The sequence below is a fragment of the Pseudomonas sp. Irchel s3h17 genome (assembly GCF_900187505.1).
Classification (GTDB): Bacteria; Pseudomonadota; Gammaproteobacteria; order Pseudomonadales; family Pseudomonadaceae; genus Aquipseudomonas.
Genome location: NZ_FYDL01000009.1, coordinates 264,487 through 290,307 on the forward strand (window position 1 = coordinate 264,487; position 25,821 = coordinate 290,307).

Annotated in this window: 27 protein-coding genes, 1 tRNA gene and 1 rRNA gene; 11 read left to right on the forward strand and 18 right to left on the reverse strand. The window is 60.5% G+C overall.

Annotated features, from left to right (window positions below):
- Positions 1–155: 155 nt before the first annotated feature.
- The 5 genes from CKW25_RS15455 to dapA all read right to left on the reverse strand — a co-directional run bounded on the left by CKW25_RS15455 (position 156) and on the right by dapA (position 3,842).
- A tRNA-Ser gene (locus CKW25_RS15455) sits at positions 156–245 on the reverse strand.
- Between the two features lie 83 nt (positions 246–328).
- Complete coding sequence (purC, locus tag CKW25_RS15460; protein WP_047526793.1) at positions 329–1,042, reverse strand: phosphoribosylaminoimidazolesuccinocarboxamide synthase; 714 nt, start codon at positions 1,040–1,042, stop codon at positions 329–331.
- Between the two features lie 28 nt (positions 1,043–1,070).
- A complete protein-coding gene (locus CKW25_RS15465) occupies positions 1,071–1,829 on the reverse strand; it encodes an MBL fold metallo-hydrolase (protein ID WP_095080341.1) in 759 nt (252 codons plus the stop codon).
- A gap of 4 nt (positions 1,830–1,833) precedes the next feature.
- Positions 1,834–2,946 carry an outer membrane protein assembly factor BamC gene (gene bamC / locus CKW25_RS15470; protein WP_095080344.1) on the reverse strand — a complete coding sequence of 371 codons (1,113 nt, stop codon included), beginning with the start codon at positions 2,944–2,946 and terminating at the stop codon, positions 1,834–1,836.
- A gap of 17 nt (positions 2,947–2,963) precedes the next feature.
- Positions 2,964–3,842: a 4-hydroxy-tetrahydrodipicolinate synthase gene (gene dapA / locus CKW25_RS15475; RefSeq protein ID WP_095080349.1), complete on the reverse strand. Its 879-nt coding sequence runs from the start codon at positions 3,840–3,842 to the stop codon at positions 2,964–2,966.
- 328 nt (positions 3,843–4,170) lie between these two features.
- On the opposite strand from dapA, the gene CKW25_RS15485 reads away from it, so the two are divergent.
- On the forward strand, positions 4,171–4,731 hold the full coding sequence (locus CKW25_RS15485; RefSeq protein WP_095080353.1) for a glycine cleavage system protein R: 561 nt from the start codon (positions 4,171–4,173) through the stop codon (positions 4,729–4,731).
- 11 nt (positions 4,732–4,742) lie between these two features.
- Positions 4,743–5,216, forward strand: coding sequence for a peroxiredoxin (locus tag CKW25_RS15490; protein ID WP_095080355.1), 474 nt, complete (start codon positions 4,743–4,745; stop codon positions 5,214–5,216).
- 172 nt (positions 5,217–5,388) lie between these two features.
- Here CKW25_RS15490 and CKW25_RS15495 read toward each other — a convergent pair whose 3' ends face one another.
- Together CKW25_RS15495 and CKW25_RS15500 are read right to left on the reverse strand one after the other, a co-directional pair.
- Positions 5,389–6,459, reverse strand: coding sequence for an AI-2E family transporter (locus tag CKW25_RS15495; RefSeq protein WP_095080357.1), 1,071 nt, complete (start codon positions 6,457–6,459; stop codon positions 5,389–5,391).
- A 20-nt stretch (positions 6,460–6,479) separates the two neighbouring features.
- Positions 6,480–6,719 (reverse strand): sulfurtransferase TusA family protein, encoded by a 240-nt coding sequence (locus CKW25_RS15500; protein WP_095080359.1) that lies wholly within the window; start codon positions 6,717–6,719, stop codon positions 6,480–6,482.
- A gap of 97 nt (positions 6,720–6,816) precedes the next feature.
- Between CKW25_RS15500 and CKW25_RS15505 the strand changes: the two genes are divergently transcribed.
- Positions 6,817–8,250 carry a M48 family metalloprotease gene (locus CKW25_RS15505; protein WP_095080361.1) on the forward strand — a complete coding sequence of 478 codons (1,434 nt, stop codon included), beginning with the start codon at positions 6,817–6,819 and terminating at the stop codon, positions 8,248–8,250.
- A 299-nt stretch (positions 8,251–8,549) separates the two neighbouring features.
- Here the strand turns inward: CKW25_RS15505 and flgE are convergent, their stop codons facing one another.
- The 6 genes from flgE to CKW25_RS15535 form a co-directional block, all read right to left on the reverse strand.
- Complete coding sequence (flgE, locus tag CKW25_RS15510) at positions 8,550–9,905, reverse strand: flagellar hook protein FlgE (protein ID WP_095080363.1); 1,356 nt, start codon at positions 9,903–9,905, stop codon at positions 8,550–8,552.
- A gap of 30 nt (positions 9,906–9,935) precedes the next feature.
- Positions 9,936–10,661, reverse strand: coding sequence for a flagellar hook assembly protein FlgD (gene flgD / locus CKW25_RS15515; protein ID WP_095080364.1), 726 nt, complete (start codon positions 10,659–10,661; stop codon positions 9,936–9,938).
- Between the two features lie 15 nt (positions 10,662–10,676).
- Entirely contained in the window at positions 10,677–11,120 is a 444-nt protein-coding gene (flgC, locus tag CKW25_RS15520) for a flagellar basal body rod protein FlgC (protein ID WP_095080366.1), read from the reverse strand.
- A 3-nt stretch (positions 11,121–11,123) separates the two neighbouring features.
- Positions 11,124–11,531 carry a flagellar basal body rod protein FlgB gene (gene flgB, locus CKW25_RS15525; protein ID WP_095080368.1) on the reverse strand — a complete coding sequence of 136 codons (408 nt, stop codon included), beginning with the start codon at positions 11,529–11,531 and terminating at the stop codon, positions 11,124–11,126.
- Between the two features lie 462 nt (positions 11,532–11,993).
- Positions 11,994–12,821 carry a protein-glutamate O-methyltransferase CheR gene (gene cheR, locus CKW25_RS15530; protein WP_095080370.1) on the reverse strand — a complete coding sequence of 276 codons (828 nt, stop codon included), beginning with the start codon at positions 12,819–12,821 and terminating at the stop codon, positions 11,994–11,996.
- Between the two features lie 45 nt (positions 12,822–12,866).
- Positions 12,867–13,799: a chemotaxis protein CheV gene (locus CKW25_RS15535; protein ID WP_095080372.1), complete on the reverse strand. Its 933-nt coding sequence runs from the start codon at positions 13,797–13,799 to the stop codon at positions 12,867–12,869.
- Between the two features lie 81 nt (positions 13,800–13,880).
- Between CKW25_RS15535 and flgA the strand changes: the two genes are divergently transcribed.
- From flgA to CKW25_RS15555, 4 genes are all read left to right on the forward strand, one after another.
- The gene (flgA, locus tag CKW25_RS15540) at positions 13,881–14,642 is read left to right on the forward strand and encodes a flagellar basal body P-ring formation chaperone FlgA (RefSeq protein ID WP_095080374.1); all 762 of its coding nucleotides are present in this window, start codon (positions 13,881–13,883) and stop codon (positions 14,640–14,642) included.
- Between the two features lie 151 nt (positions 14,643–14,793).
- Positions 14,794–15,120: a flagellar biosynthesis anti-sigma factor FlgM gene (gene flgM, locus CKW25_RS15545; protein WP_095080412.1), complete on the forward strand. Its 327-nt coding sequence runs from the start codon at positions 14,794–14,796 to the stop codon at positions 15,118–15,120.
- Positions 15,121–15,169: 49 nt separating this feature from the next.
- Positions 15,170–15,637: a flagella synthesis protein FlgN gene (locus CKW25_RS15550; RefSeq protein WP_095080376.1), complete on the forward strand. Its 468-nt coding sequence runs from the start codon at positions 15,170–15,172 to the stop codon at positions 15,635–15,637.
- A gap of 94 nt (positions 15,638–15,731) precedes the next feature.
- Positions 15,732–16,478 carry a flagellar brake protein gene (locus CKW25_RS15555; protein ID WP_095080378.1) on the forward strand — a complete coding sequence of 249 codons (747 nt, stop codon included), beginning with the start codon at positions 15,732–15,734 and terminating at the stop codon, positions 16,476–16,478.
- Between the two features lie 58 nt (positions 16,479–16,536).
- Here CKW25_RS15555 and CKW25_RS15560 read toward each other — a convergent pair whose 3' ends face one another.
- From CKW25_RS15560 to CKW25_RS15575, 4 genes are all read right to left on the reverse strand, one after another.
- Positions 16,537–17,922, reverse strand: a complete 1,386-nt coding sequence (locus CKW25_RS15560; protein WP_095080380.1) for an MFS transporter — start codon at positions 17,920–17,922, stop codon at positions 16,537–16,539.
- A gap of 71 nt (positions 17,923–17,993) precedes the next feature.
- Positions 17,994–19,235: a glutamine synthetase family protein gene (locus CKW25_RS15565; protein ID WP_172736534.1), complete on the reverse strand. Its 1,242-nt coding sequence runs from the start codon at positions 19,233–19,235 to the stop codon at positions 17,994–17,996.
- Positions 19,236–19,434: 199 nt separating this feature from the next.
- Complete coding sequence (locus CKW25_RS15570) at positions 19,435–20,127, reverse strand: sensor histidine kinase KdpD (protein ID WP_095080384.1); 693 nt, start codon at positions 20,125–20,127, stop codon at positions 19,435–19,437.
- Positions 20,124–21,728 (reverse strand): tetratricopeptide repeat-containing response regulator, encoded by a 1,605-nt coding sequence (locus CKW25_RS15575; protein WP_095080386.1) that lies wholly within the window; start codon positions 21,726–21,728, stop codon positions 20,124–20,126. Before CKW25_RS15575 ends, CKW25_RS15570 begins: the two co-directional genes overlap by 4 nt.
- Positions 21,729–22,043: 315 nt before the next feature.
- Between CKW25_RS15575 and potE the strand changes: the two genes are divergently transcribed.
- From potE to CKW25_RS15595, 4 genes are all read left to right on the forward strand, one after another.
- Positions 22,044–23,384, forward strand: coding sequence for a putrescine-ornithine antiporter (gene potE, locus CKW25_RS15580; RefSeq protein WP_095080387.1), 1,341 nt, complete (start codon positions 22,044–22,046; stop codon positions 23,382–23,384).
- A 44-nt stretch (positions 23,385–23,428) separates the two neighbouring features.
- Positions 23,429–24,334, forward strand: a complete 906-nt coding sequence (locus tag CKW25_RS15585; RefSeq protein WP_095080389.1) for an amino acid ABC transporter substrate-binding protein — start codon at positions 23,429–23,431, stop codon at positions 24,332–24,334.
- Positions 24,335–24,474: 140 nt separating this feature from the next.
- Positions 24,475–25,080: an SCO family protein gene (locus tag CKW25_RS15590; protein WP_095080391.1), complete on the forward strand. Its 606-nt coding sequence runs from the start codon at positions 24,475–24,477 to the stop codon at positions 25,078–25,080.
- A complete protein-coding gene (locus CKW25_RS15595; RefSeq protein ID WP_095080393.1) occupies positions 25,080–25,568 on the forward strand; it encodes a copper chaperone PCu(A)C in 489 nt (162 codons plus the stop codon). The genes CKW25_RS15590 and CKW25_RS15595 overlap by 1 nt, the downstream gene beginning before the upstream one ends.
- A gap of 131 nt (positions 25,569–25,699) precedes the next feature.
- Here the strand turns inward: CKW25_RS15595 and rrf are convergent.
- A 5S ribosomal RNA gene (gene rrf / locus CKW25_RS15600) occupies positions 25,700–25,815 on the reverse strand.
- Between the last annotated feature and the right edge of the window lie 6 nt (positions 25,816–25,821).

Here is a 25,821-nt window from a genome sequence, read left to right on the forward strand (position 1 = left end):
AATCCCTACGCATTATCGACAACCCACGGCCTTGACCGTTCTGTATCGGCCTGACGTAGAGAGTTTTTGCCCTAAAAATGCCCTAAAAACAGACGCCAGAAATGAAAAACCCCCGATAACACGAATGTTATCAGGGGCTTATCACATCGTAATAATGGCGGAGAGATAGGGATTCGAACCCTAGGTACCGGTGAAGGTACAACGGATTTCGAATCCGTCCCATTCGGCCACTCTGGCATCTCTCCAACGGCGCGCATCATAACAGCACGTTCACCGAAAGCAAACCCTCAAGTGAAATTTTTTCCGTGCTATCAGATGCTTGCGTCGATTACAGCGGTACGCCGAGGCGGTTGGCGACTTCTTCGTAGGCTTCGATAACGTCACCGAGGCCCTGGCGGAAGCGGTCCTTGTCCATCTTCTTGCCGGTAGCCTTGTCCCACAGGCGGCAGCCGTCCGGACTGAATTCGTCGCCCAGGACGATGGTGCCGTCGTGGAACACGCCGAATTCCAGCTTGAAGTCGACCAGCAGCAGGCCGGCGTCGTCGAACAGCTTGCTCAGCACTTCGTTGACCTTGAGCGACAGTTCTTTCATGCGAACCAGTTGCTCAGCGGTGCCCCAACCGAATGCCACGACGTGGGATTCGTTGATGAACGGGTCGCCCTTGGCGTCGTCTTTCAGGAACAGTTCGAAGGTGTAAGGGTTGAGCTTCATGCCCTCTTCAACACCCAGGCGCTTGACCAGGCTGCCGGCGGCGTAGTTACGCACGACGCACTCGACCGGGATCATGTCCAGCTTCTTGACCAGGCACTCGTTGTCGCCCAGCAGTTTGTCGAACTGGGTCGGCACGCCGGCGGCTTCGAGTTTCTGCATGATGAACGCGTTGAACTTGTTGTTCACCATGCCTTTGCGGTCGAGCTGCTCGATGCGCTTGCCGTCGAACGCCGAGGTGTCGTTGCGAAACAGCAGGATCAGACGGTTAGCGTCGTCGGTCTTGTAAACCGACTTGGCTTTGCCGCGGTAGAGTTCTTCACGTTTTTCCATGATGGGCTCCGCTTGCTAAGTAGATGGGCTAGGCGATATGTCGCCAGTCGAGCCCTGAATCTTGATCGGCCAGTTGCAGCCAGTCCGGGTCGCACCCGAGGGTGTCGACAAAACATTGCCGGGCCAGCTGCGGCAGGTTGTTCTTGCTGCTCAAGTGGGCCAGTACCAGGTGTTGCAGGTTTTGCCAGCCCAACTCCGCCACCAGGCTTGCGGCCTGATGGTTATTCAAATGTCCCAGCTCGCCACCGACCCGCTGCTTGAGAAAGACCGGGTAGTGACCACGAGCCAACCGGTCGCGACAGTGGTTGGACTCGATCATCAATGCATCGAGGTCCTGATAGCCGTCCAGCACGGTGGAGCCATACGAGCCCAGGTCGGTCAGCAGACCGAAACGCCGCGTACCGTCACTGAAGACGTACTGCGTAGGCTCCTGCGCATCGTGGGCCACGGCAATCACGCCAATGCTCAAGCCGCCGATCTGCAGCTGTTCACCACCGGCCACGAACCCTGCCGGTTCAACCGGCTTGCGCATCCCGCGCAAGGTGCCACGGCTGAGGTAAACAGGAATAGTGTAGCGCCGAGACAACAAACCCACGCCATGCACGTGGTCGGCATGTTCGTGGGTCACCAGTATCGCGCTCAGCTGCGTCGGGCTTACACCCAGGCGCAGTAGGCGTTTTTCGGTTTCCCGCAGGGAGAAACCACAATCGACCAGGATGTAGGTGTCATCACTGGCTATCAGCGTGCCGTTCCCTTGGCTACCGCTGCCGAGAACGGCGAAACGCATCTGATCAGCCCAGGTTGTCCTGAATCATGCCCAACACTTTGCGCGCCACATCAGCTGGCGCCACGGTGTTGATGTCTTTCTCGACGGTCACCTGGACGTTCTCGCCCACCTTGCTCAGGCGAACCTGATAACGCTCGGCACGTGCCTCGACTTCTTCCTTGGCCGGCGAGCTGCCGAACAGGCTGGCGAAGAAGCCAGGCTTCTCGTTGCTCTCGGCTTTTTCGGCAAGGTTGATGTAGTACAGGCCCAGGCTGCGGTTGATGTCTTCAACCCGCCATTCGCCCTGCTCCAGCGCACGCCCCACGCTCGACCAGGCACGATCGAGGTCGTTGCCCAGGTTGAGTACCGGGTTGCCGCTGCCGTCTTCGGTCAGGCTGATCCGGCTTGGTGTATCGAAGTCACGGGAAGCGAGCATCGACACCGAACCGCCTTTCTCGGAGATGCGGCTCATGCTGACCAGCATGTCGTCGACCAGCGCGGCGTCCAGGCTGGTGTTGACCGAACGATTGGTGAACGCGACGTCCTCGGTGCTGCCGGCAGGACGCTCGGCGCTGACCACGTAGACTTCACTGGTGTTGCGCTGCACGCCTGGCTCGATACGCACCCGAACACGGCTTTCGCTGTCGGACGCGATACCGGCACTGGCCATGCGCTTGGCCATCGTCGCCGACAGGTCGTCGGAACGCTGCCAGGTCGTGGTGAACTCGCCGGTTTGCGGGCGCTGTTCATCCAGGCGGAAACCGTTGTCCTGGAAGAACTGCACCGCCACTGGCCAGACTTCAGCCGGTGGGCGCTGGGCCATTACCCAACGCGAGTCGCCGCTTTTCTGCAGGCTGTAATCGCTGGCGTCGGCAATGCCCGACAAGGGCTGCGGACGAGGAACGATGTACTCACCCTTGACGCTGTCGTCGGCTACGTTGCGCGGAATCGGCAGCAAAGGGTCCAGGCGCTTGGCGGTCTGGACGTCCGGCGGCAGTTGCATCGGCGCAGTCTGTTGCGCGTTCAGGTAATCGCTACCACGGTCACGGAAATAACCTTCCGGGCCCCACAGCCATCCGCAGCCACTGGTGCTGGAGATGATCAAGGCAAGTGCGGAAAGTCCGGCCATTCGCTTCATGCGTTGTACTTCCTCAATTAAACCAGTACACCGGACTGGCGCATGGCCTGTCGCAGCGGTTCGTGACAGGCTTCGCTGAGCCAGGTGAGCGGCAGACGGATACCGTCCGGCATCAAGCCCATCTCATGCAGCGCCCATTTCACGGGAATAGGGTTGGACTCGATAAACAGGGTTTTATTGAGTGGCATCAGTTTTTCGTGGATGGCGCGCGCGGTCTCGGCATCGCCCTTGAGGGCGGCGTCGCACAGGTCGGCCATCTCGCGAGGGGCAACGTTGGCGGTGACCGAGATATTGCCTTTGCCACCCATCAGGATCAGTTCGACCGCCGTGGCGTCGTCACCGGAAATCACCAGGAAGTCCTCGCTCACGCCATCAATGATGGCCTTGGCGCGGGACAGGTCGCCGGTGGCTTCCTTGATGCCGATGATGTTCTTCACGGTCGACAGGCGGATGACCGTCTCCGGCAGCATGTCGCACGCGGTACGACCCGGCACGTTGTAGAGGATCTGCGGGATGTCGACGGCTTCGGCGATGGTCTTGAAGTGCAGGTACAGGCCTTCTTGCGTCGGCTTGTTGTAGTACGGCGTTACCAGCAGGCACGCATCGGCGCCGGCAGTCTTCGCATTGGTGGTCAACTCGATCGCCTCGCGCGTCGAATTGGCGCCCGTGCCGGCGATCACCGGAATGCGACCGTTGACCTGCTTGACCACGCGACGAATCACTTCGATGTGTTCGTTGACGTCCAGGGTTGCCGACTCGCCTGTAGTACCGACCGCCACGATGGCGTGGGTGCCGTTTTGCAGGTGAAAGTCCACCAGTTTGCTCAGGCTGTCCCAGTCCAGACGACCCTGTGCATCCATGGGTGTGACCAGTGCCACCATACTGCCCGCAATCATGCAACCGCTCCTGCCGGAAAAAGAGAGCCGTAATGGTACTGGCGCCAAGATGCTTGCACAAGCGAAGTACTGCGCTCGTGCCATTCCCCTTGGCGCCGGTTTTCGCTACCCTTCAGACTTTGATCCGTACCGACAGGCTCGAGCGCCGGGTGCAAGCCTCCATTTTCGGCCCCACAAACCCCGTTCCTGCGTTGCCAACTCCCCGAACTCGCCCTGTTTGAGCTCGAAGCAACCGTCTGGACCGGGCTTTGTTGATTTCGCATATGGACGCACGCCCGACACATCAGTCCATGGACGTACCGACCGCTCATCGCTTTAGGAAGGCTGCATGTCCACCCCCACAGTTCGCGAACAATTCCTTGTCATCAGTGCCCTCGGCGCCAACCCCATGGAGCTGACTAACGTCCTGTGCCGCGCCAGCCATGAAAATCGCTGTGCCGTGGTCACCTCCCGCCTGACTCGCCACGGCGAGTGCAGCGCGCTCATCCTGGAGATTTCCGGTTCCTGGGACGCCCTGGCGCGCCTGGAGGCCGGCTTGCCGAGCCTGGCCAAGAAACACGCCTTCACCGTCAACGTGGTGCGCAGCGCCGCGCTGGAGAACCGCCCGCAAGCCCTGCCGTATGTGGCCTATGTCAGCTCCGCCTACCGCTCGGACATCGTCAATGAGCTGTGCCAGTTCTTCATCGACCATAACGTCGAGCTGGAAAACCTGACCTGCGACACCTACCAGGCCCCGCAAACCGGCGGCACCATGCTCAACGCCACGTTCACCGTGACCTTGCCGGCCGGCGTGCAGATCAGCTGGCTGCGCGATCAGTTCCTGGATTTCGCCGACGCGCTGAACCTCGATGCGCTGATCGAACCTTGGCGCCCACAGAACCCGATGTAAGGACCCTGCCCATGGCCGTCACACTCGACCAACCGGTCACCGACTTCGAAGTGCCCGCCACCAGCGGGCAGACCATCAGCCTGGCCGCCCTCAAGGGCAAGCAGGCGGTGATCTACTTCTACCCCAAGGACAGCACCCCGGGCTGCACCACCGAGGGCCAGGGCTTTCGCGATCAGTACGCGCAATTCCAGGACGCCAATACCGAAGTGTTCGGCGTGTCCCGCGACAGCCTGAAGTCCCACGAGAACTTCAAGTGCAAGCAGGCGTTCCCCTTCGAGCTGATCAGCGACAAGGACGAAGCCCTCTGCCAGCTGTTCGACGTGATCAAGCTGAAGAAGCTGTATGGCAAGGAATACATGGGCGTTGATCGCAGCACCTTCCTGATCGACAAGAACGGTGTACTGCGCCAGGAATGGCGCGGCGTGAAAGTACCGGGGCATGTGGATGCGGTATTGGCCGCGGCCCAGGCGCTGAACAAGGCCTGATGCGTTAACGCCTGTTCAGCCCCTCCCACACCGTGGCTTGCTCGCGCTGGGCTGCCCAGCAGCCCCAAACCAGCCACCGAGATAGTTCTGAAAGACTGCTGTCGCCTTGTCAGGGCGCGCCATGCGCGCCAGCGCGAGCAAGCTCGCTCGCCACGGGGACAGCGTTCTCGCGTTACAACAGCGGCGAAACCACCGGCTCCTTGCGCGGCCACGCATCCAGCACGGCCTTGAACAGGGTCGCCAACGGGATCGCGAAGAACACCCCCCAGAAACCCCACAGCCCGCCAAACAGCAGCACCGCGCAGATGATCGCCACCGGGTGCAGGTTCACCGCCTCCGAGAACAGCAACGGCACCAGCACGTTGCCATCCAGGGTCTGGATGATCCCGTAGACCGCCATCAGGTAGAGGAACTGATCGCTCCAGCCCCACTGGAACAAGGCAATCAGCATGACCGGCACCGTCACCACCACCGCGCCGACATAGGGCACCACCACTGAAACGCCGACCAGCAACGCCAACAAGGCGGAATAGTTGAGGCCCAGCGCGATGAAACCGATGTAGGTCACCCCGCCGCAGATGGCCATTTCCATGACCTTGCCGCGAATGTAGTTGGCGATCTGCCGGTTCATTTCCTGGCCGACCCGGGTAATCAGCGCACGCTCTCGCGGCAGATAACCGCGCACCCACTGCCCGATCATCACTCGGTCCTTGAGGAAGAAGAACACCAGGATCGGCACCAGCACCAGGTAGATCATGATGTTGACCAGCAGCGGCAGGCTGGACAGCGAGAACGTCAATGCCCACTGGCCAAACTTGCCGATCTCGCTGCGAGCCACCTCGATGGCGCGCAACACCTGCTCATCCGACACCAGGTGCGGATAGCGCTCAGGCAGCAACAGCAGCAGCGACTGCCATTTGACGAGCATGCCGGGCAGTTCGTTGAACAAGGTAATGAGTTGATGCCAGAGCAGCGGCACCGCTACGACCATGAACACCAGCAACAGTCCCATGAACAACGCGAACACCAGCCCCACCGCTACGCCACCCGGCAGGCGCAGGCGCTCAAGGGTGCCCACCAGCCCCTGCATCAGGTAGGCCAGCACCATCCCCGCCAGCACCGGGGCCAGCATGCCACCCAGGGTCAGGACGGCGGTGAAGGCCAGGACCAGCAGAACGGCGAGCACCACCGCTTCTTCATCGGAGAAGTAGCGCTGGACCCAGTCGCGAAGCACTTTGAACATTAATGATCCCTATCGAATCTTCAGGCTTTTTTCAGCCAGTAGCGATAAACCCCGGCTTCGTCTTCTTCATGCAGCAGCGTATGACCGGCCAAACGGGCAAAGGTGCGAAAGTCCCGCTGCGAGCCGGCGTCGGTGGCAATCACCTTGAGCACCGCACCGCTGGCCAGCCCGTTGAGCGCCATCTTGGCCTTGAGCAATGGCAACGGGCAATTGAGTCCGCTGGCGTCCAGCTCGGCATCATGCTCTACAGCATCGGTCATTGCTTCACTCCGGATAGGTGATTGAGTTGCCTAGAATATCTGGTCGCGGCGCAAGTGTCCGGCTACAGTAAGGTCTTTGTCGACTAAGGCTTTGTGCATGACTTTTCTGCGCCCCACGCTGCTGACGCTCGCTTGCCTGCTCGCCTCGCCAGGCTTCGCCGACGACTTGCCGTCACTTGGCGACGCCAGTTCTGCCATCGTATCGCCACAACAAGAGCACGATCTGGGTCGCGCCTGGCTGGCCATGTTGCGCAGCCAGGTTTCGCAACTCAACGATCCACAGCTGAAAAACTACGTTGAAACCAGTGTCTACCGCCTGGTGGAAACCAGCCAGCTCAACGACCGGCGGCTGGAATTCATTCTGATCAACAGCCCGCAGCTCAACGCCTTCGCCGCTCCCGGCGGGATTGTCGGGGTCAATGGCGGGCTGTTTCTCAACGCCCAGACCGAAGGCGAATACGCCTCGGTCATGGCCCACGAATTGGCTCACTTGTCGCAACGCCACTTTGCCCGCGGTGTTGAAGCCCAGCAGCGCATGCAAGTGCCGATGATGGCCGCCCTGCTCGCCGGGATCATCGTCGCCGCAGCCGGTGGCGGTGACGCCGGTATCGCCGCGATTGCCGGCACCCAGGCCGCCGCCATCCAGGAGCAACGGCGCTTCTCCCGGCAAAACGAGCAGGAAGCCGACCGTATCGGCATCATCAACCTGGAAAAAGCCGGTTACGACCCACGTTCGATGCCCACCATGTTCGAGCGCTTGATGCGTCAGTACCGCTTCGATGCCAGGCCGCCGGAATTCCTGCTGACTCACCCGGTGACCGAATCGCGGATCGCCGACACCCGCAACCGCGCAGATCAGGCGCCAGCGGGCGGCAAGGAAAACAGCCTGACTTACCAGTTGATTCGCGCACGCGTGCAGCTGATTTACGAGGAAACCCCGGGGCTTGGCGCCAAGCGCTTTCGCGCCCAGCTCGATGAAAACCCTAAAAACGACGTGGCGCGCTACGGCCTGGCGATCGCCCAGATCAAGGGAGGACAGCTGAGCGACGCACGTGAGAGTCTCAAGCCGTTGCTGGCCAAGGCCCCCAACGAAATCATCTACAACCTGGCCCAGATCGATCTCGACATGACCAATAATCGCCTGGCGGATGCGCAGGCGCGGGTCGACCGGATGCTGGCGCAATTCCCCGGCAACTATCCGCTGAACCAGGTACGTGTCGACCTGCTGCTCAAGCAGAACCGCCCCGCCGACGCCGAAAAGGCCCTGGAAGCCCTGCTCAAGACCCGGCCGGACGATCCGGACATCTGGTACATGGTGGCTGAAACCCGTGGCCAGTCCGGCAACATCATCGGCCTGCACCAGGCGCGCGCCGAGTACTTCGCACTCGTGGGCGACTACCGCCAGGCCATTCAGCAACTGGACTTCGCCAAGCGCAAGGCTGGCAGCAACTTCCCGCTGTCGTCACGTATCGATGCCCGTCAGCGCGAGCTGATGGAGCAAGAGCGCTTGATCAAGGACATGATGGGCTGACCCTTCGCGAGCCCAACGAAAAAGCCCCTCGACGAGGGCAATGCTGTTCAGTTAAGGATGGAGTTGCTCAACACAGCCCCCGTGGCGAGCGAGCTTGCTCGCGCTGGGCTGCACAGCAGCCCCAAAAACGATCGCCTAGTTCGATCTGGAAGACCGCAGTCGCTTTGTTGGGGGCGCTTCGCGCCCCAGCGCGAGCAAGCTCGCTCGCCACGGGGCCCTCACTCGCTTCAAGCGTTTCCTAACTGAACAACATTGCCTCGACGAGGGGCTTTTTCGGTTGCGCGATCAGCCCGGCGGCATCAGGCCATCTGAATGATGGTCTGCATGATGGTGCTCTGGGTCGAGATGGTCTTGGCGTTCGCCTGGTAGTTGCTCTGGCCCTTGATCAGGTCCACCAGCTCATTGGTCAGGTTGACGTTGGACTCTTCCAGCGAGTTGGACACTACCGAGCCCAGGGTACCGGTTTCAGCGGTGTCGTAGGCGGCGAAACCAGACGCGTAGGTTTCCTTCCAGCCCGAACCGCCTACCGGCTGCAGGCCCTGCTCGTTGTTGAAGCTGGCCAGGGATATCTGACCGATGGCCTTGGACTTGCTGTTGCTGAAGTTAGCGAACAGCGTGCCGGTGCCGTCGATGCTCAGGTTGGTGATCTGGCCCGTGGCGTAACCGTCCTGGGTTGGCAGGTTGCGTACCGTATCGGAGTTGAACTGGGTGGTCTTGGTCAGGTCGTTGCTGATGCCGTTGGCGTTACCCACCGCCCCGTTCGCCGTCCACACACCGTCGGTGACAGTGCCGGGAGTCCAGACACCCGCGCCCATGACAATCGAGGTGCCGCCGCTCACCGTATAAGGGCTACCAGAAGCTGGCGGCACGATAGCCAGCAGCTTGCCGTCCGAGCCGAAGTTCATGGCCATCGGTTCCTGATTGCCCGGCGTCACGGGCGGCGTACCGGTACCGGCGGGTACGTAGGCGCCACCGTCAGGGTTACGCCCCTCCACCAGGGTGTAGGTCTGCCAAGTATTGGAACCGGTCTTGACCACATACTGGTCCATGATGTGCTGGTTGCCCTGGCTGTCATAGATCGGTGTGCTGAACATCTCGGTATAGGTTTCGAGCTTGTTCGGGTCGAACGGCGTCACGGCCGGATCGATGTTCGGCTTGCTCGAGTTCAGGTTGATGCTCGAAGAAATGGTGCTGGTGGTTTTCGGCGCCAGGTTCGACTGGTCGATTTTCAGGTCGCTGAGTACACCGTTGACGATCTTGCCATTGGCGTCGACGCCATAGCCTTGCAGGCGTGCGGTACCGGCGCTGTTGGTGACGAAGCCGTCCTTGTCGACCCTGAAGGTACCGGCACGGGTGTAGGTCAGCGAGCCACTGTCGTTGAGCACGAAGAACCCCGAACCCTGGACGGCCATGTCCAGCACGTTGCCGGTGTTGCTCACGTCACCCTGGCTGAATTGCTGGGAAACGTTGCCCAGGCGCACGCCATTGCCAATGCTCTTGCTGCCGGTACCCAGCTTGGTCGCCGAGTAGACGTCTTCGAACTCCGCGCGCGAGGACTTGAATCCGGTGGTGCCGACGTTGGCGATGTTGTTGCCGGTAACGTCCAGCTGCTTGTTGGCTGCAGAGAGGCCGCTGAGGCCGACGTTAAAACCCATATTCCACTCCTTGTGCCGCGTTAGCCGGCGCTATAGACCGATAGTTTGTACTTTGGACAGTGCGATGGTGCCCATGTTGGCGAGGTTCAACATCATCTCGCCGCCGGTCTGGCTCACGGTCACGCTGTTGACTGTCGCAGGCAGGTAAGTGATCAGGTCGACAGGCTTGTCGTCGATCGGTGCACTGGCCTTGAAGCTGTAGGTACCCGGCTCGACTTTTTCGCCCGCCGTATTGGTGCCGTCCCAGACGAAGCTGGCATTGCCCTGCGGCTGGCTACCCAGGTCGATGGTTTTCACCGCCTTGCCGTCCTTGTCGGTGATGGTCACCGTGGACGAGGCCACCGAAACCGGCACGACCACCGAGCCGGTCATGCTCTTGCTGGTGTCGACATAGGCCGAGCCGGCCTGGACGATGACCGAGCGCCCCACCAGCGACGATGCCTGCAAGGCTTGCGAGGAACCGAACGCGCTGGAAATGTTGTTCACCGAGGTGTTCAGCGTGGTGATGCCTTCCAGGCTGCTGAACTGGGCCAACTGCGCCACGAATGCGCTGTTGTCCTGCGGGTCCAGCGGGTTCTGGTTCTTGAGCTGGGTCACCAGCAATTGCAGGAACGCATCCTTGCCCAGTTCGTTTTTGCCAGTCTTGCTGTTGGCGGCGGCGGCCAGGCCATCATTGCTGGTGGCGGTCGTCTTCTTCGAGGAATTGGCAAGAATATCCTTGAGGCTCGGGCCGCTCGTGCTATCAGTCACACTCATCTGAGTTGCCCCTTATCACTGACCGAGGGTCAGGACTTTCTGCATCATGGTTTTGGCGGTGTTCATCATTTCCGCATTGGTCTGGAATGAACGGCTGGCGGAAATCATGTCGGCCATTTCTTCGACCACGTTGACGTTGGGGTAGAACACATAGCCCTTGGCGTCAGCCGCCGGATGATTCGGCTCGTAGCGGGCTTCCAGGTTGCTTTGGTCTTCGACCACACCCAGCACCTGAACGCCCTGGCCCGCGGCCTCCTGATTCTGGAACAACGAGTCGCTGCCGCCCGACTGGCCGCCCTGGAACATGGTGGCGAACACCGGATGCCGGGCACGGTAGGTCTGGTCGATGCTCGAGGAGACGGTCTCGGCGTTGGCGATGTTACTGGCCACGGTGTTCAAGCGCGTGGTCTGGGCACTCATGCCACTACCGGCAATATTGAAAACACTGGATAGGGACATGGATTACTCTCCGCGCAGGGCCGAGATCAGCCCTTTGAATTTGCTGTTGAGCAGCGTGAAGCTGGCCTGGAAGTTCACCGAGTTTTCGGCGTAGTTGGATTGCTCCAGCTGCGCGTCCACGGTGTTCTGGTCAATCGACGGTTGCATCGGCGTGCGATAGAGCAACGACTCGTCACCACTGCTCAGGCCTTGCGCTTCGATATGACGGCTGTTGGTCATGTTCAAGGCGAAGGTGCCGTTCTTGTGCTTATCGTTCTCGGTAGCCAGGACAGCCGAGAAGTCCAGGTCCCGAGCCTTGTAGTTCGGGGTGTCGGCGTTGGCAATGTTGTTGGCCAGCACTTCGGCACGCTGGGCGCGGAAGCCCAGGGCTTGCTGGTGGATACCGAGCGCTTTATCGAAGCTGATGCTCATGTCGGAAACCTTTGGGTGACCTGATTTTTCGTACCAGGTACTTAGCAAGCCCCGTGCCAGCTGGCAAAACCCCGTAAACAGGGGCTTTGCCAGCGGCGGCAAAGCGGCAATGCCAGAAAAGCGGCAACCGATTTCCGTCACCTGCCGCTTTTCTGCCGCCCGGAACAGCGCACTGCCTCAACAGCACACCCGGCGTGCGCGACCGCCCAGAAGCCTGTGTCGGGGCAAAAAAAACGGGAGCCCCGTGGGCTAATGCCGGTCAGTTAAGAGAAATAAAGCCGAACACGAAACCCGTGGCGAGGGAGCTTGCTCCCGCTGGGGCGCAAAGCGGCCCTGTTTTGGGGCTGCTACGCAGCCCAGCGGGAGCAAGCTCCCTCGCCACGGGTACTATGTTCGGCTGGTCTTTGGCTTAACTGATCGGAATTAGCCCCGAGGGCTCCCGCTGTTTTTGTCACCCGACCATCACTTGGCCTGGTAGATGATCCCCGGACTGCACTGGACCATCTGGTAGTGATCCGGCAAACCGTTCAGTGCCTCGGAGGCCCCCAGGAACAGGTAGCCCCCCGGTTTGAGCGTGCTGTGAATGCGCAACAGGATGTCCTTCTTCACTTCGGCGGAGAAGTAGATCAATACGTTGCGGCAGAACACGATGTCGAACTTGCCCAGGCTGGCGTAGCTGTCGAGCAGGTTGAACGAGCGAAACTCCACCCGGCTCTTGATCGGCGCCTTGACCGCCCAGCGCCCCGGCCCTTTCGGGTCGAAGTAACGCTGCAGGCGCTCGGGCGATAGCCCACGGCCAATGGCCAGGCTGTCGTACTCGCCGGTCTTGCAGTTGTTCAGCATGGTGCCGGACAGATCGGTGGCAACAATCTGCACCCCCATCCGCAACTGGCCCAGATTGAAGCGCTCGAACTCGTCGATCGACATCGACAACGAGTACGGCTCCTGCCCCGACGAACAGGCGGCCGACCAGATCCGCAGGCGCTGGCCGGGACTGGCCTTGATCGCCTCGGGCAGGACTTTGTTCTTCAAGACTTCAAACGGGTAGGTGTCACGAAACCAGAGGGTTTCGTTGGTGGTCATCGCGTCCACCACCATTTCGCGCAGGCCACTGCGTGGCTGGCCCTGGATACGCTGGACCAGCTCCCCCAGGGACTTGATGCCTTGCTGTTCCATCAGCTTGTTAAGACGGCTCGACACCAGGTACTGCTTGTTCTCACCGAGCAAAATGCCACAGGCTTTTTCCAGGAAGACCCGGAACTGTTCAAAATCCAAATTACCCGTAGACAATGATGCCGCCTCTTAAATCGTGTTGACCGCCAGGGGCAAAGCCCCCTAGCTGATGTCTGCTGCTTTGATCCGGTCGACTACCCGGGATGCCAGGTCATCAGGACGAAATTTGGCCAGGAAGTCATCGGCACCGACTTTCTTGACCATCGCCTGATTGAACACACCCGACAACGAAGTATGCAGGATGATATGAAGCTTTTGCATGCGAGGGTCGTTGCGTATCTCGGCCGTGAGGGTGTAGCCGTCCATTTCAGGCATTTCGATGTCGGAAATCATCATCAGAAACTCCTCTTCCGGCTTCTTGCCTTCCTCGACCAGCTTGCGCAGGTAATCCAGCGCCTGGCGACCGTCGTTCAACGCGACCACCTCGACCCCCACCGTCTGCAGGCAACGCGAGACCTGCTTGCGTGCCACCGACGAGTCATCGACCGTCAGCACTCGCAAGGACAACGCCTTGTGCTGAGTCTCGACATCCACCACGCCGACGGAAATCGCCTCCGGTGTGGGCGCCACTTCCGCCAGCACCTTCTCCACGTCGATGATTTCGACTAACTGATTGTCGACTCGAGTCACAGCGGTCAGGTAGTGATCGCGTCCCGTGCCCTTGGGTGGCGGATGGATCTCCCCCCAGTTCATGTTGACGATGCGCTCCACCGAGCGCACCAGGAAGCCCTGGGTCTTGGTGTTGTACTCCGTGATGATCACAAAGGGATTACTTTGATCCTTCAACCCGCCCGACCCGGTGGCCATGGCCAGATCCAGAATCGGAATGGTCGCCCCCCGAATACTGGCGACACCGCACACGACAGGGTTGGACTTGGGCATCACGGTCAGTTTCGGGCATTGCAGCACCTCCCGGACCTTGAAAACGTTAATCCCGTAGAGCTGTGGGCCGTCGAGACGGAACAACAACAGCTCCAGGCGATTCTGCCCTACCAGTTGCGTGCGCTGGTTTACTGCATCCATTACACCAGCCATGCCCAGACTCCTACACCAACGCTAAGTGTGTTGCGACGCACATTCATCACTAAACGGCACGGCGCTTGCTTTTGAACTGCCATGAACGTGAACACGACATTATTCCGACGCCTGACCTCAACCTGCCGCCGATGGCGCTGCGTGGTTGCGGCGGCGTGTGTTTTCAATGCTGGCAGCCCTGCCCTTGCCGACCCGGTTACCTTGCCTGATCTACTTATCGGCGTCACTCAGGGCTTTCTTGAATTCACCGTAGAAGACTATCTGGCCACCAGTCAAACCGCAGGCCGCTATGAAATCGAGGTCAATCAACTCGACCCGCGCTTGCGCATGCCCATGTGCGACAAGGAATTGACAGCGACGCTGGAAAGCCCCGCCAAGCCGTTGGGACGCGTCACGGTGCGGGTGCGGTGCGACGGCGCCTCGCCCTGGACAGTCTTCGTCCCCGCCCAGGTCCACCTGTTCCGCGAGGTCGTGACTACCACCCGGCCCCTCAAGCGCGCCGGGATCATCGAAGCTTTCGACGTGATGCTGCGCGAGCGCGACATCAGCCTGATCAACCAGGGGTACCTGACGAATGTGGATCAGGCGATCGGGCAAAAACTTGTCCGGTCCATGGTCAATGACCAGGTCATTACCCTGGTACACATGGAGCAGGCCGAAGTCGTGCGCAAGGGCGACCAGGTCGTGATCACCGCCCGCAGCGGAACCCTCAGCGTACGGATGCCGGGCGAAGCACTGGCCAATGGCGGTTTGAACGAGCAGATCCGGGTCAAGAACCTGAACTCTCAACGAGTGATCAAGGCGCAAGTGACCGCGCCCGGCCAGGTTGAGGTCGCCATGTAGAGCGCTGGCGCGTAATCGACCCATTCCCTAAACTGTGCCTCACGCAGGGCAAATGCCGACGCGCCCGCGCTCATGGATAAATGAGCCTAAAGTTTTTTCGGGATTGGCCGAAAACATGGCAAGCGTCCAAATTCCCAGAGGTTTTTTCATCATGGTCATTGATTTCAGCCGCATAAACAGCGCACCCACGCTCACGAGCAGTTCGCGTACCGGCGCCCCCCAGGAAACCGGTGAAGCCGCCAGAACCGCGCCGTTGTCGACCCAGGCCGAACAGGTCGGGGCCAGCCAGAGCGGGGAATCGGTACACCTCAGCAACGAGGCTCAGCAGTTGCAGAAGATCACTGACACGCTGCGCGAAGAGCCTGCCGTCGACAAGGCCCGCGTAGCCGAGTTGAAAGCCGCCATTGCCGATGGCAGTTATAAAGTCGACAGCAACCGCGTCGCCAGCAAACTGCTCAACTTCGAAGCCCAGCGCTAGCCGACGGCCGGCGCCAGGGCTTTTGGACGCTAAAAACCCAAGGCCTGCCATGCACGATACTAATTTACTGCAACTGATCACCGACGATTTTGCTCCAGCGCAACAGTTGCTGGATTTGCTGCAGCAAGAATCCCTTGCCCTGCACGGTCGCGACATGCCGCTGCTGGAGGCCATTTTGGCCAGCAAGCAAGGCCTGATCATTCTGCTGGAGCAGCATGGCCGCCGGCGCAGCGAAGTGCTGGCCAGCCTCAACCTGCCGACTGACCGCAGCGGCCTGGAGCAACTCGCCGCCCACTCCGGCATTGGCCAGGAACTGCTGGCGCAAAGCGATGTGCTCAATCAACTGCTCGAAGACTGCCAGGTCGCCAATGAGCGCAATGGCCGTTCGATCCAGGTGCAGCAAGCCAGCACCGCCCATCAGTTGAGAATCCTCAACGGGGGCGAGTCTCCAACCCTCTACGACGCTCGCGGATCAACCGCCATGCTGGTGAAGCCGCGCCCGCTCAGCCAGGCCTGACCCCATCATTCAGTGCGCCCTATGAAGGCGCCAAACATGCTGGCAGAATGCTAGCCTTGCGTGTGACCGTATCCTGCCTGGAGATTGAAAAGCCGTGTTCAACGCCTCAAACGCGGAAGATGCTCCGCAGCCACCAAAGGTGCTTGCGACCCCTTTGGAAATCGCCGGTCATCTGCGAATGCTGCAAGAGAGCCACGATCCCCTGATCATTACGTTCCATGAGCGCAGCCAGCGTTTCCAGAGCTATCTGGTCGAAGTGGATCGCGAGAACAACATGCTCGCGCTGGACGAAATGATCCCCCGCGATGGCGAGCGCTTCCTGCTGGCGGGCGAACCTTTCCGCATCGAAGGCTTTCACGAAGGCGTACGCATTGCCTGGGAAAGCAACGGCCTGTTGACCATCGACGAATCCACGGGTGACCGCTGTTACCGTGGCACGCTGCCCGATGAAGTGGTGTACCACCAGCGTCGCAATGCCTTTCGTGCTGCCTTGAAACTGGCGCAACTGGTCAACATCGAACTGGCGGGCGAAAAACTCAAGGCGCCTTTGAACGGCAAGTTGCTGGACATTTCAGCAACCGGCTGCAAGCTGCGTTTTGACGGCGACATCACCAACGGCCTGCAACTGGGCCAGGTCTACGAGCGCTTTGTCGCCGCCCTGCCCTTCGGCAGCATGACGGCCCCGGTAGAACTGCGTTACCTGCATCACGAAGAAAAAATCGACACCACCTTCGCCGGCGTACGTTTTCACAACATGAGCGGCCTGGTACAGCGCCAGGTCGAGCGTTTTGTCTATCAGTTGCAGCGCGAGGCACGTCGCTTCGACAAAGACGACTTCTGATCCGAAGGCATCAAAAAAACGGGCAGTCCCTGACGGTGACTGCCCGTTTTTTTTGCCCTCAGGGCCTGGCGCCACTCAGGTCTGACGGATACTCCGGCGGCGGATCCTCGGGGTCGGAGCCGGACTCATCGGCCTGGCTATCCGGTTGTACCTCGGACTCAGGGTCTGGCTCAGGGCTGGCACCGTTTTGCATCTGATCCTGCACCACCTGCTCATCCACCCGTGGGTCGAGCGCCGCCACCAAGGGTGAGCTGGTCATGTTGTCGGGCATCGCAACGTGATGCAGCGGGGCATCATCGACCTGATGCAGATTGGTCACGGCTTTCGGACGAATGCGCCAGACCAGGACCAGGGCGAAAAAACTGAAAAACGCATAGAGCATCTGGCTGCCGAAATACTTCATCAGCACACCGGCCACCAGCGGCCCGATGCTCGCGCCTACGCCGTAAGTCATCAACAGCATGGCCGTCAGCGACACCCGGCGATCGCCCTCGACGTGGTCGTTGGAAAACGCCACCGCCAGCGGATACAGGCAGAACTGCACGAGCGAGCACGCGAAGCCAGCAATGAACAGCACCTCAAGCGGCACCTGCGGCATGATCGCCAGGGGCAACGCCGCCAGCGCCAGGCAAATCGCGAAACTGCGGATCAGCAGCGCCCGGTCATAGCGGTCCGACAGCCAGCCCAACGGCCACTGCACCAACAGGCCGGCAAAAATGCAGCTGCCCATGAACAGACCCACCTGCTCGGTGGACAAGCCTTGCTGCGAGGCATAGAGCGGCGCCAGACCATAGAACGAGCCGACAATCAGCCCGGCCCCCAATACCGTGCTGAGCGACTGCGGCACCCGCTTCATGAAGAAGCGTGGCTCCATGGGAGCCGGGTGCAAGGGCGCCGGGTGAATGCGCCGGGTCAGGGTCACCGGCACCAGGCACAGGGCAAAACACAGCGCCACCAGCATCAGCAACTCCGGCCCCAGGGCCGGGTGCATGACCAGAATCAGCTGGCCCAACACCAGCCCCAGGTAGGAGGCGATCATATAGCCGCTGAATACCACGCCGCGCTGCTTGGCGTCGGCCTGCTCGTTCAGCCAGCTCTCGATGACCATGTACTGGCACATCATGCCCAGCCCCACGACCACCCGCAGTATCAGCCAGGCCGGGAGCCAGTCGACCAGCCCGTGGCCGAGGATCGCCGCACCGACGATCCCCGCACAGGCCGAGTAAGCCCGGATATGCCCGACCCGGGCAATCAGCCGGTGACCGATTTTTCCGCCCAGCACCAGGCCAAAGTAGTTGGCGGCCATCAACGCACCGACCCACAGACCGTCGACTTGGTCCGCGGCGAGGCGCAGCGCCAGGTAGGTGCTGAGTAAGCCCGAGCCGATCAACATCATCAGCGAGGCGAAATAAAGCGCTCGAAAGGATTTCCAGATTTGGCGCATCGGCGTTCCGGGCGGCTCCTTGCAGTGAGTATCGGGCTACCGTCAACGATAGCCCGACGGCGACGGGTCGGTTATGCCTGGGCTGCTAAAACGCGCCGCTCCCAGGGAGTGATTTCATCAAGGAAACTGGTCAACTCCATGGTCTTCGAAGCGATGTAGCCTTCGATGAACTCCTTGCCGAACAGTTCCTTCGCCAACTGGCTACGTTTCAGACGCTCGAGAGCCGCATGCAAGGTACATGGCAGCGACAAACTTTCTGGCACTTCAAATTCGCCCTGGATGGGCGCAGTTGGCTCCAGCTGGTTTTCAATACCGTGCAGGCCCGCCGCAAGACTGGCGGCAATGGCCAGGTACGGGTTGGCGTCAGCACCCGGCAGGCGGTTCTCGACCCGTCGCGCGACCGCTGCGCTGGCCGGAATCCGCAAGCCGGCCGCCCGGTTGTCGTGGGACCAGCAGGCGTTGTTCGGTGATGCGTAAGGATGGCACAGCCGCTGATAAGAGTTCACGTTCGGCGCGAACAGCGCCGTGAAGTCCGCCATGGCCGCCTGCTGGCCACCGATGAAGTGCCGAAATCGGGCCGTCGGTTGCCCGGCCTCATCGCTGAAAACATTACGCCCGGTCCCGATCTCGACCACACTCTGGTGAATGTGCATCGAACTGCCCGGCGTATGCGGCAACGGCTTGGCCATGCACACCACGGTCAAGCCGTGCTTGAGCGCCACTTCCTTGAGCAGGTGCTTGAACAGGAAGGTCTGGTCGGCCAGCAGCAAGGGATCGCCGTGCAACAGGTTGATCTCGAACTGACTGACACCCATCTCGTGCATAAAGGTATCGCGCGGCAACCCCAGCGCCGCCATGCACTCGTAGACTTCAGTGAAGAACGGCCGCAAGCCGTTGTTGGAACTGACGCTGAAGGCCGACTGGCCGTCCTCGCGGCGCCCATCCAGGCCGACAGGCGGCTGGAAGGCCTGGGTCGGGTCAGTGTTGGGGGCGAACACGAAGAACTCCATCTCGGTCGCCACCACCGGTGCCAGGCCGAGCGCGGCATAACGGGCGATCACCGCTTTCAACTGGCCGCGGGTGGACAGTTGCGAGCTTGCGCCGCTCAACTCGTCGGCGTCACAGATGGCCAATGCACGAGGCGGCTGGCTCCAGGGCAAGCGATGGATCTGTTGCGGGTCAGCGTTGAGCGCCAGGTCGCCGTCGTCACTGCCGTAAAAGCGTGCGGGCGGGTATCCGCCCATGATGCATTGCAGCAGCACGCCCCGCGCCATCTGCAAACGTCGCCCCTCGAGGAAACCCTCAGCGGTCATTACCTTGCCGCGCGGCACGCCATTGAGGTCCGGCGTGACACACTCAATCTCATCAATGCCGGTCAATCGCTGCGCGAGTGAGCTCTGGCCATCGGTCGTCATGACTCAATCCTTGTTGTAATGCGGGCCGCGAACGGCGACATGTACAAAATAGGCTTCAGCCGTTCGGAATATCAAGCAGGCCCAACGAATAAAGCACCTACGGCAGGTAAAGACTGAACAGCCCGCCGCCCAGTGGCCCGCCATTGCTGATCTCGGTGCGCCCCTGCACGTCATTACGCTGGTGCAGCCGGGCAATGCGCGCGGCGAAATACAGACCCAGACCGGTACTGCCACTGGCCGGGTTGATACCCTGCACATAGTCAGCCTGACGCTCGATCATCCGGGTCGGGTAGCCCTCGCCATCGTCATTGATCGTCAGCACCAACTGCCCGGTTTCCTCGCCCACACTGATCAGCAGCGAACTGCGGGCATAGCGGATGGCATTGTTGATGCCGTTGGCCAGTACCGTGCCGATCAACTCACGATCGAAGAACCCGAGCGGGCTCAAGGGGTCGACCTCGTACGTCACCAGAATGCCGCGACTCTTGAACACCTCTTGATGCGCAGCCAATTGCGCTTCAATGAAATCGTCCAGTTCATGGTAGTCCGGGCGTAACGGCAACTGGTTGACGCCCAGTTTGTAGAGCCCCAGCAACTGCACCAGCATGCCGTTGAGATGGGCGAATTCGAAGTCGATCACACCCTGCTCGCCGCTTTGCTGCTGCGCTTCGGACAAGCGAGCAAGCCACTGACCATGCGCCTGCATCAGTACGGCCAGGGAGTTCTTCATGTCGTGGACGGTGGAGGCAATCACCGTGGAAAAATCGAGCCCCGGTTCACTCTCGTTCATTCGCCAAACGCCTTGTCTCGCAACTTTTGATAACGCGGATACCGCAGGTCACTCTCGGGCATCAGGCCGACCCTCTTCAAGCAGCGACGGCATTCGTCCAGCAGGGTCGCGTCAAGGCTGGCCGTGTTCCCGTGCAACAGCGACTGCGCCATGTTGAGGGCGATGCTGATGTTCTTCGGTTGCAGCAGCAGCGCACCGCGAAACAATTCCCGGGCTTCGGTCAGCGCACCGGCCTTGTAGCTGCGAACGCCCTGCCGGTTGAGGTCGGCCGCCGCGGTACCGGAATTGAGAATCGCAGGGTCATCGGTCTGCTTGGCAATGCCCTGCATCACCACCGGGTCGTCACCGTAGATTTCCGCGCAGTTTTTCAACATCGAATTACCGGCGTCAGCCTGCCCCAGCATCTTCAACTGCTTGGCCACCAGCAACGCCGCTTCGGCGCTCATGAACTGCTCCATGCCATCGAGACGGATCAACGCTTGCTCGGTGAGCTTGTCCGCGGTTTCCGCATCGTTGATCAGCAGGCTGGTGGCCTTCATCAGGCGGGCCCGGATCTGCAGGCCCGGGTCATTGGGATTGTCCTTGGCGACCGCGCTCAACGTCTGGTTGATCTCAAGGCGCGTGCGGGTATCCAGGCCTCTTTCGCTGCCCTTGCTGATCAGTGCGTGCGCCAGGCCGAGGTTGCTCTCCGGGTCCTTGAAGCGCGACTGCGCACCTTGGGATACCGCCTGGCGATAGGCGCGTGCGGAGGTGTCGAAGTCTTCGTTGGTCATCGCCAGCTTGCCCAGCAAGGCCTGTCGACGCACCGCCAGGGGGGAAAGGCGAACCGCCTCTTCCAGTACACGCTGTGCCGTCCTGGTGTCGCCCTGGGCCACCAGCACATCGGCCAGTCCGTCGTACAACCCGGGCATCATCGGAAACACCTTCAGCGCCTTTTCGTACAACGTCTTGGCCTGGCCGGACTGGCCGCGCTTGAACAGTAATCGCCCCAGACCGGCATAGGCCCAAGGCAGCGGGCGGTCCGCCAGAATGCTGTTGTACAGTCGCTCCAGCGCTTCGTTCTGGTTCATGTCGCGCAGCGCATCGGCGCGATAGCGCAGGCACAGCGGCGCATAGCGCGGGTCCTGCTTGCACAGGGCAACGCAGGCGTTCAGCACCTCGACCGGCTTGCCCCGGTCCAGCGCCTGCATGATCGGCTTGAGCAAGGTCTTGCGCTGCTCCAGTCGCTCCAGCCGCTGGGCAAGCCCGGCGCGGTTGAACGGCTTGGTCAGGTAGGCATCCGGCTCATGTTCAAGGGCGCTGAGCACCATCGCCTGGCTACTCTCGGCGGTGACCATGAGGAACACACTTTCGTGGCTGATCAGCTTATCGACCATCAGGTCTTCGAGTACCTGCTGACCATTCTTCTTGCCATCGCCCAGGTGGTAGTCCTGCAGGATGAAGTCGTAGCGCTTCTGCGAACACATGCGCAGCGCGGCCTCGCCGGTGTCGGCCGTGTCGACATCCTTGACCCCCAGTTCACGCAACATCGACCTGACGGAACTGCGGAAATCCGAGAAATCATCGACGATCAAAAAACTCTTTTGGTGGTACGCCAGCATCGAAGATTCCAGGCAATTAAGAAGATGAACCCAAAGACACATGCAACAGCCAGCTCAATGTCGCGGCCCGGTTTGGCGCAGCGCAGGACAACGACCCGTCGGGTTATCGGCCGCACTGGGCATTCCCTTGAAGGCGTCGGCAAACAATCACGAAATTGTCGGAAAATCCCAGGGTCGACCGGATGACGACGGGCCAATTTGATCTATACCCAGTATTGCGGATGTTGATCACCCCCCTTGATCGCAGACTGCCAATGGCCCGTCGTATTGCGCCGGACTCATGGTCAATGCCTTGAACCGGGCAAGGAGTCAGCAATGGCTGAGTCAGGCAAGAAAATGAGCCTCACGGGGCTGACCACGCTGGTGGCGGTGAACATGATGGGCTCGGGCATCATCATGCTGCCCACCAACATGGCCCAACTTGGGGCCGTCTCGTTGCTGTCCTGGATATTCACCGCGATAGGTTCAATGGCCATCGCCTATTGCTTTGCCCAATGCGGGATATTTTGTCCACGTTCGGGCGGGATGTCGGCGTACACCGAACAGGCCCATGGCAAGTCGGGCTTCTTTCTGTGCTCCTACCTCTACTTCCTGTCGCTGGCCATCGCCAACGTGGCGGTGGCGATTTCCGCCGTGGGCTACATGACGGAGTTCCTGCCATGGCTGGGCAGCGGTGCCATCCCATTGTTCATCGGCACGATCGGCTTGATCTGGATAACCACCCTGGCCAACTTTGGCGGCCCCGGCATTACCGGCAGGATCGGCGCGATCACGGTCTGGGGGGTGATCATTCCAGTGGCGGGCCTGTGCATCATCGGTTGGTTCTGGTTCAAGCCCGAGGTACTGATTGCCGCCTGGAACCCGAACGAGCTGCCGATCTCCGAGGCCGTGAGCAGGACCATTCCCTTGACCCTGTGGGCGTTCCTGGGCATGGAATCCGCCGCCCAAGCCATTGATGCGGTGGAAAACCCCAAGCGCACGGTACCCCTGGCCTGCCTGTTCGGGACACTGGGGGCCGCCGTGATCTATGTGCTGTCGACCACCGTCATCCAGGGCATCATTCCCAATGCGGAGCTGGCCAACTCCTCCGCGCCCTTCGCCCTCGTCTATGCCCGGATGTTCACCCCCATGATCGGCAACATCATCATGGTGCTGGCCGTCATGGCCTGCATCGGCTCACTGCTGGGGTGGCAGTTCACCTTGGCACAAACGGCAAAGATGGCCGCCGACCAGGGCATGTTCCCCAACTTTTTCAGCAAGATCACCGCAATGAATGCACCGATCATCGGCATGGCGGTGTGCGCCGTACTGCAGACGTTGATGGCACTCTCAACCATTTCACCCAATGCCAGTGCCCAGTTCAGCAAACTGGTGAGCCTGGCCGCAGTGACCAACCTGGTGCCCTACGTCACCGCCCTGACGGGCCTGCTGGTGATCATGTACAAGGCCAAGGTCAGTGCCTCGGTGTATGTACGTAACAGCCTCGTGTTGCTGGTGGCGCTGACGTACTCGTTTTATGCCCTTTACTCCTGTGGCATGGAGGCCGTATTCGGCGGCACCCTGGTGCTGGTGATCGGCTACCTGCTCTATGCCTCCATTGCCAAGCGCTTTGTCGGCACCCCGCCGCCACCCCTGAGCGAGATCGGGGACGCATAGTGGCGCCTATCAGCGCACCACGACCACCGATCACGGGAAAGGACATGAACATGAAGAGGCCGCCCCTTATCCCCATGCTGCTTGCCTGCATGCTCATGCTGCTGCCCGGAACGGGCCGGGCCGATACGCTGGAGCGGGTGCGGGCCAGCAACAGCCTCACCCTCGGTTACCTGAATGACTTTGCGCCCTTCAGCACCCAGGACGGTGACAAGGCCAAAGGCTTTGCCATCGACCTGTGCCAGACCGTCGTCGACAAACTCAAGGCCGAACTGGCGTTGCCCGCGCTGCAAGTGCGCTATCAGGCGGTCAGGCAGGTCGATGAAATCAATGCCGTGCGCTCGGGAAACATCGACATCCTCTGTACACCTACCCCGCAAAGCCTCGAAAGACGCAAGAGCGTGAGTTTTTCCGTGCCGATCTACACCGCCGGTCTCTCGGCCGTGGTCCGCCAGGACGCGCCGCCTGCGTTGCTCAATGTGCTCAACGGCCAAGAGGCCCATACCGGCCCGACCTGGCGTGCGACGCTCAACCGCGGCCTGTCCAACCAGACCTTTGCCGCACCGGCGGGCGGTGTCACCGAACAGTGGATTCGTGGGCAGATGCGCACCCTGGGTGTCATTACCACCCTGGTCACGGTCGAGAACAGCCAGGAAGGGCTCAAGCAGGTGGCCGACGGCAAGGTCGCTGCGTTCTTCGCCGAGCGTATGCTGCTCAAGAACCAACTGGCCGCGGACTATCCCGACGGCAACCTGATGGTGCTCGACCGCATCTACGAGTACGCACCGGCCTCGATGGTCATGGAGCGCGGCAATGAGGAGCTGCGCCTGCTGGTCGATACCGCTCTCAGTGAGGCTTACCGTTCGGGAGCGATGGAACAGGCGTACGCCAGGTACCTGGGGGGTGCCAGCGATACGATGAAGAAGCTGTTCAAGATATATGCATTGCCTTAGTGCCCGGCGACCGTAAACGTCTGACCTATCGTCCATTAGCAAGCTATTGATCACCGTCATTTTGATACCATGTCGCAATTTGAAGATGACACGCCTCGACAGATCTCAGGAGCGTCGGGCCATTCAAAGGGCGGTACTAGATGAGTGTTGATTTGACTCGCCGAAAGGTGATTGCAGGTATGGGCCTGCTGGGCCTTGGCCTCCTCAGCGGTTGCGACAGTCGAGGCCAGCTGTCCTACAAGTACGGCAAGGACCTGAGCGACAAGATCCTTGGGCGTACCTTCAAGTTGAAAGATACCGAGGGCAACACAAGAACGCTCTCCAGTTTTCGCGGCCTGATGCCGATGGTGTTCTTCGGTTTCACCCAATGCCCGGCAATCTGCCCCACGACCCTGGCTCGCGCAGTACAGGCCAAGAAGTTGATGGGCAAGGATGGCGAACGCCTGCAGGTGATCTTCATCACCCTGGACCCCGAGCGTGATACGCCGGCCGTACTCGATGCCTACGTCAAAACCTTCGACCCTTCATTTGTCGCGCTTTACGGGACGCTGGAGGAAACGGCTGCCACCGCTAAAGAGTTCGATGTGTTCTACGAAAAAGTACCCAGTGGGTCCACCTATACCCTTTCGCACACCGCCACGAGTTATGTCTATGACTCCCGGGGAACGTTGCGCCTTGGCTTGTCCCACTCGCTTACCGCGCAAGAGTGCGCGGAAGATTTGCTCACTGTCATGGAGGTTTGCTAATGAACTCAACGGCCAATAAAACCGGCATCACCCAGCGCGTCAAACACGCCCTGCTCGGGTTGTCCCTGCTGGGGCTGGCCTGCCAGGTTTCGGCCCAGACCCAGGTTGACGACGCCTGGGTTCGCGCCACCGTCGCGGGACAACAAGCGAGCGGCGCCTTTATGACCATCACCGCAAGCGACGACAGCAAGCTGCTGAGTGTCGCGTCGCCGGTGGCCAAGACGGTGCAGATCCACCAGTCGACCATGAAGAACGATGTGATGAGCATGCAACCCGTGGCGTTCGTGGCATTGCCTGCCGGCAAAGCCGTCTCGCTGGACCCGCACGGCTATCACGTGATGCTTATCGATCTGGTTGCCCAAGTCAAAGAAGGCGACAAGGTACCGCTGACCCTGACGGTCGAGAATGCCAAAGGCGAGAAAGAGTCGATCACGGTCGAGGCCCAGGCGCGGGCACTGAACATGGCGGATCACAGCATGATGCATTGATTGCTCAAGGCTTGAACACAACCTTGCTACACACAAGGGCCCTGATAGGGCCCTTTGTTTGGGCTGTAACTTTTTCGCGCGCAAAAACAAAACCCCTACCTGCGTACGCAGATAGGGGTTTCGGAATTTAATCTTGACGATGACCTACTCTCACATGGGGAAACCCCACACTACCATCGGCGATGCATCGTTTCACTGCTGAGTTCGGGATGGGATCAGGTGGTTCCAATGCTCTATGGTCGTCAAGAAATTC

Coding starts and splice junctions, on each gene's coding strand:
- purC (WP_047526793.1), bottom strand. CDS start 1,042: ATGGAAAAACGTGAAGAACTCTACCGCGGCAAAGCCAAGTCGGTTTAC.
- CKW25_RS15465 (WP_095080341.1), bottom strand. CDS start 1,829: ATGCGTTTCGCCGTTCTCGGCAGCGGTAGCCAAGGGAACGGCACGCTG.
- bamC (WP_095080344.1), bottom strand. CDS start 2,946: ATGAAGCGAATGGCCGGACTTTCCGCACTTGCCTTGATCATCTCCAGC.
- dapA (WP_095080349.1), bottom strand. CDS start 3,842: ATGATTGCGGGCAGTATGGTGGCACTGGTCACACCCATGGATGCACAG.
- CKW25_RS15485 (WP_095080353.1), top strand. CDS start 4,171: ATGTCCACCCCCACAGTTCGCGAACAATTCCTTGTCATCAGTGCCCTC.
- CKW25_RS15490 (WP_095080355.1), top strand. CDS start 4,743: ATGGCCGTCACACTCGACCAACCGGTCACCGACTTCGAAGTGCCCGCC.
- CKW25_RS15495 (WP_095080357.1), bottom strand. CDS start 6,459: ATGTTCAAAGTGCTTCGCGACTGGGTCCAGCGCTACTTCTCCGATGAA.
- CKW25_RS15500 (WP_095080359.1), bottom strand. CDS start 6,719: ATGACCGATGCTGTAGAGCATGATGCCGAGCTGGACGCCAGCGGACTC.
- CKW25_RS15505 (WP_095080361.1), top strand. CDS start 6,817: ATGACTTTTCTGCGCCCCACGCTGCTGACGCTCGCTTGCCTGCTCGCC.
- flgE (WP_095080363.1), bottom strand. CDS start 9,905: ATGGGTTTTAACGTCGGCCTCAGCGGCCTCTCTGCAGCCAACAAGCAG.
- flgD (WP_095080364.1), bottom strand. CDS start 10,661: ATGAGTGTGACTGATAGCACGAGCGGCCCGAGCCTCAAGGATATTCTT.
- flgC (WP_095080366.1), bottom strand. CDS start 11,120: ATGTCCCTATCCAGTGTTTTCAATATTGCCGGTAGTGGCATGAGTGCC.
- flgB (WP_095080368.1), bottom strand. CDS start 11,531: ATGAGCATCAGCTTCGATAAAGCGCTCGGTATCCACCAGCAAGCCCTG.
- CKW25_RS15535 (WP_095080372.1), bottom strand. CDS start 13,799: ATGGCTGGTGTAATGGATGCAGTAAACCAGCGCACGCAACTGGTAGGG.
- flgA (WP_095080374.1), top strand. CDS start 13,881: ATGAACGTGAACACGACATTATTCCGACGCCTGACCTCAACCTGCCGC.
- flgM (WP_095080412.1), top strand. CDS start 14,794: ATGGTCATTGATTTCAGCCGCATAAACAGCGCACCCACGCTCACGAGC.
- CKW25_RS15550 (WP_095080376.1), top strand. CDS start 15,170: ATGCACGATACTAATTTACTGCAACTGATCACCGACGATTTTGCTCCA.
- CKW25_RS15560 (WP_095080380.1), bottom strand. CDS start 17,922: ATGCGCCAAATCTGGAAATCCTTTCGAGCGCTTTATTTCGCCTCGCTG.
- CKW25_RS15565 (WP_172736534.1), bottom strand. CDS start 19,235: ATGACCGCTGAGGGTTTCCTCGAGGGGCGACGTTTGCAGATGGCGCGG.
- CKW25_RS15570 (WP_095080384.1), bottom strand. CDS start 20,127: ATGAACGAGAGTGAACCGGGGCTCGATTTTTCCACGGTGATTGCCTCC.
- CKW25_RS15575 (WP_095080386.1), bottom strand. CDS start 21,728: ATGCTGGCGTACCACCAAAAGAGTTTTTTGATCGTCGATGATTTCTCG.
- potE (WP_095080387.1), top strand. CDS start 22,044: ATGGCTGAGTCAGGCAAGAAAATGAGCCTCACGGGGCTGACCACGCTG.
- CKW25_RS15585 (WP_095080389.1), top strand. CDS start 23,429: ATGAACATGAAGAGGCCGCCCCTTATCCCCATGCTGCTTGCCTGCATG.
- CKW25_RS15590 (WP_095080391.1), top strand. CDS start 24,475: ATGAGTGTTGATTTGACTCGCCGAAAGGTGATTGCAGGTATGGGCCTG.
- CKW25_RS15595 (WP_095080393.1), top strand. CDS start 25,080: ATGAACTCAACGGCCAATAAAACCGGCATCACCCAGCGCGTCAAACAC.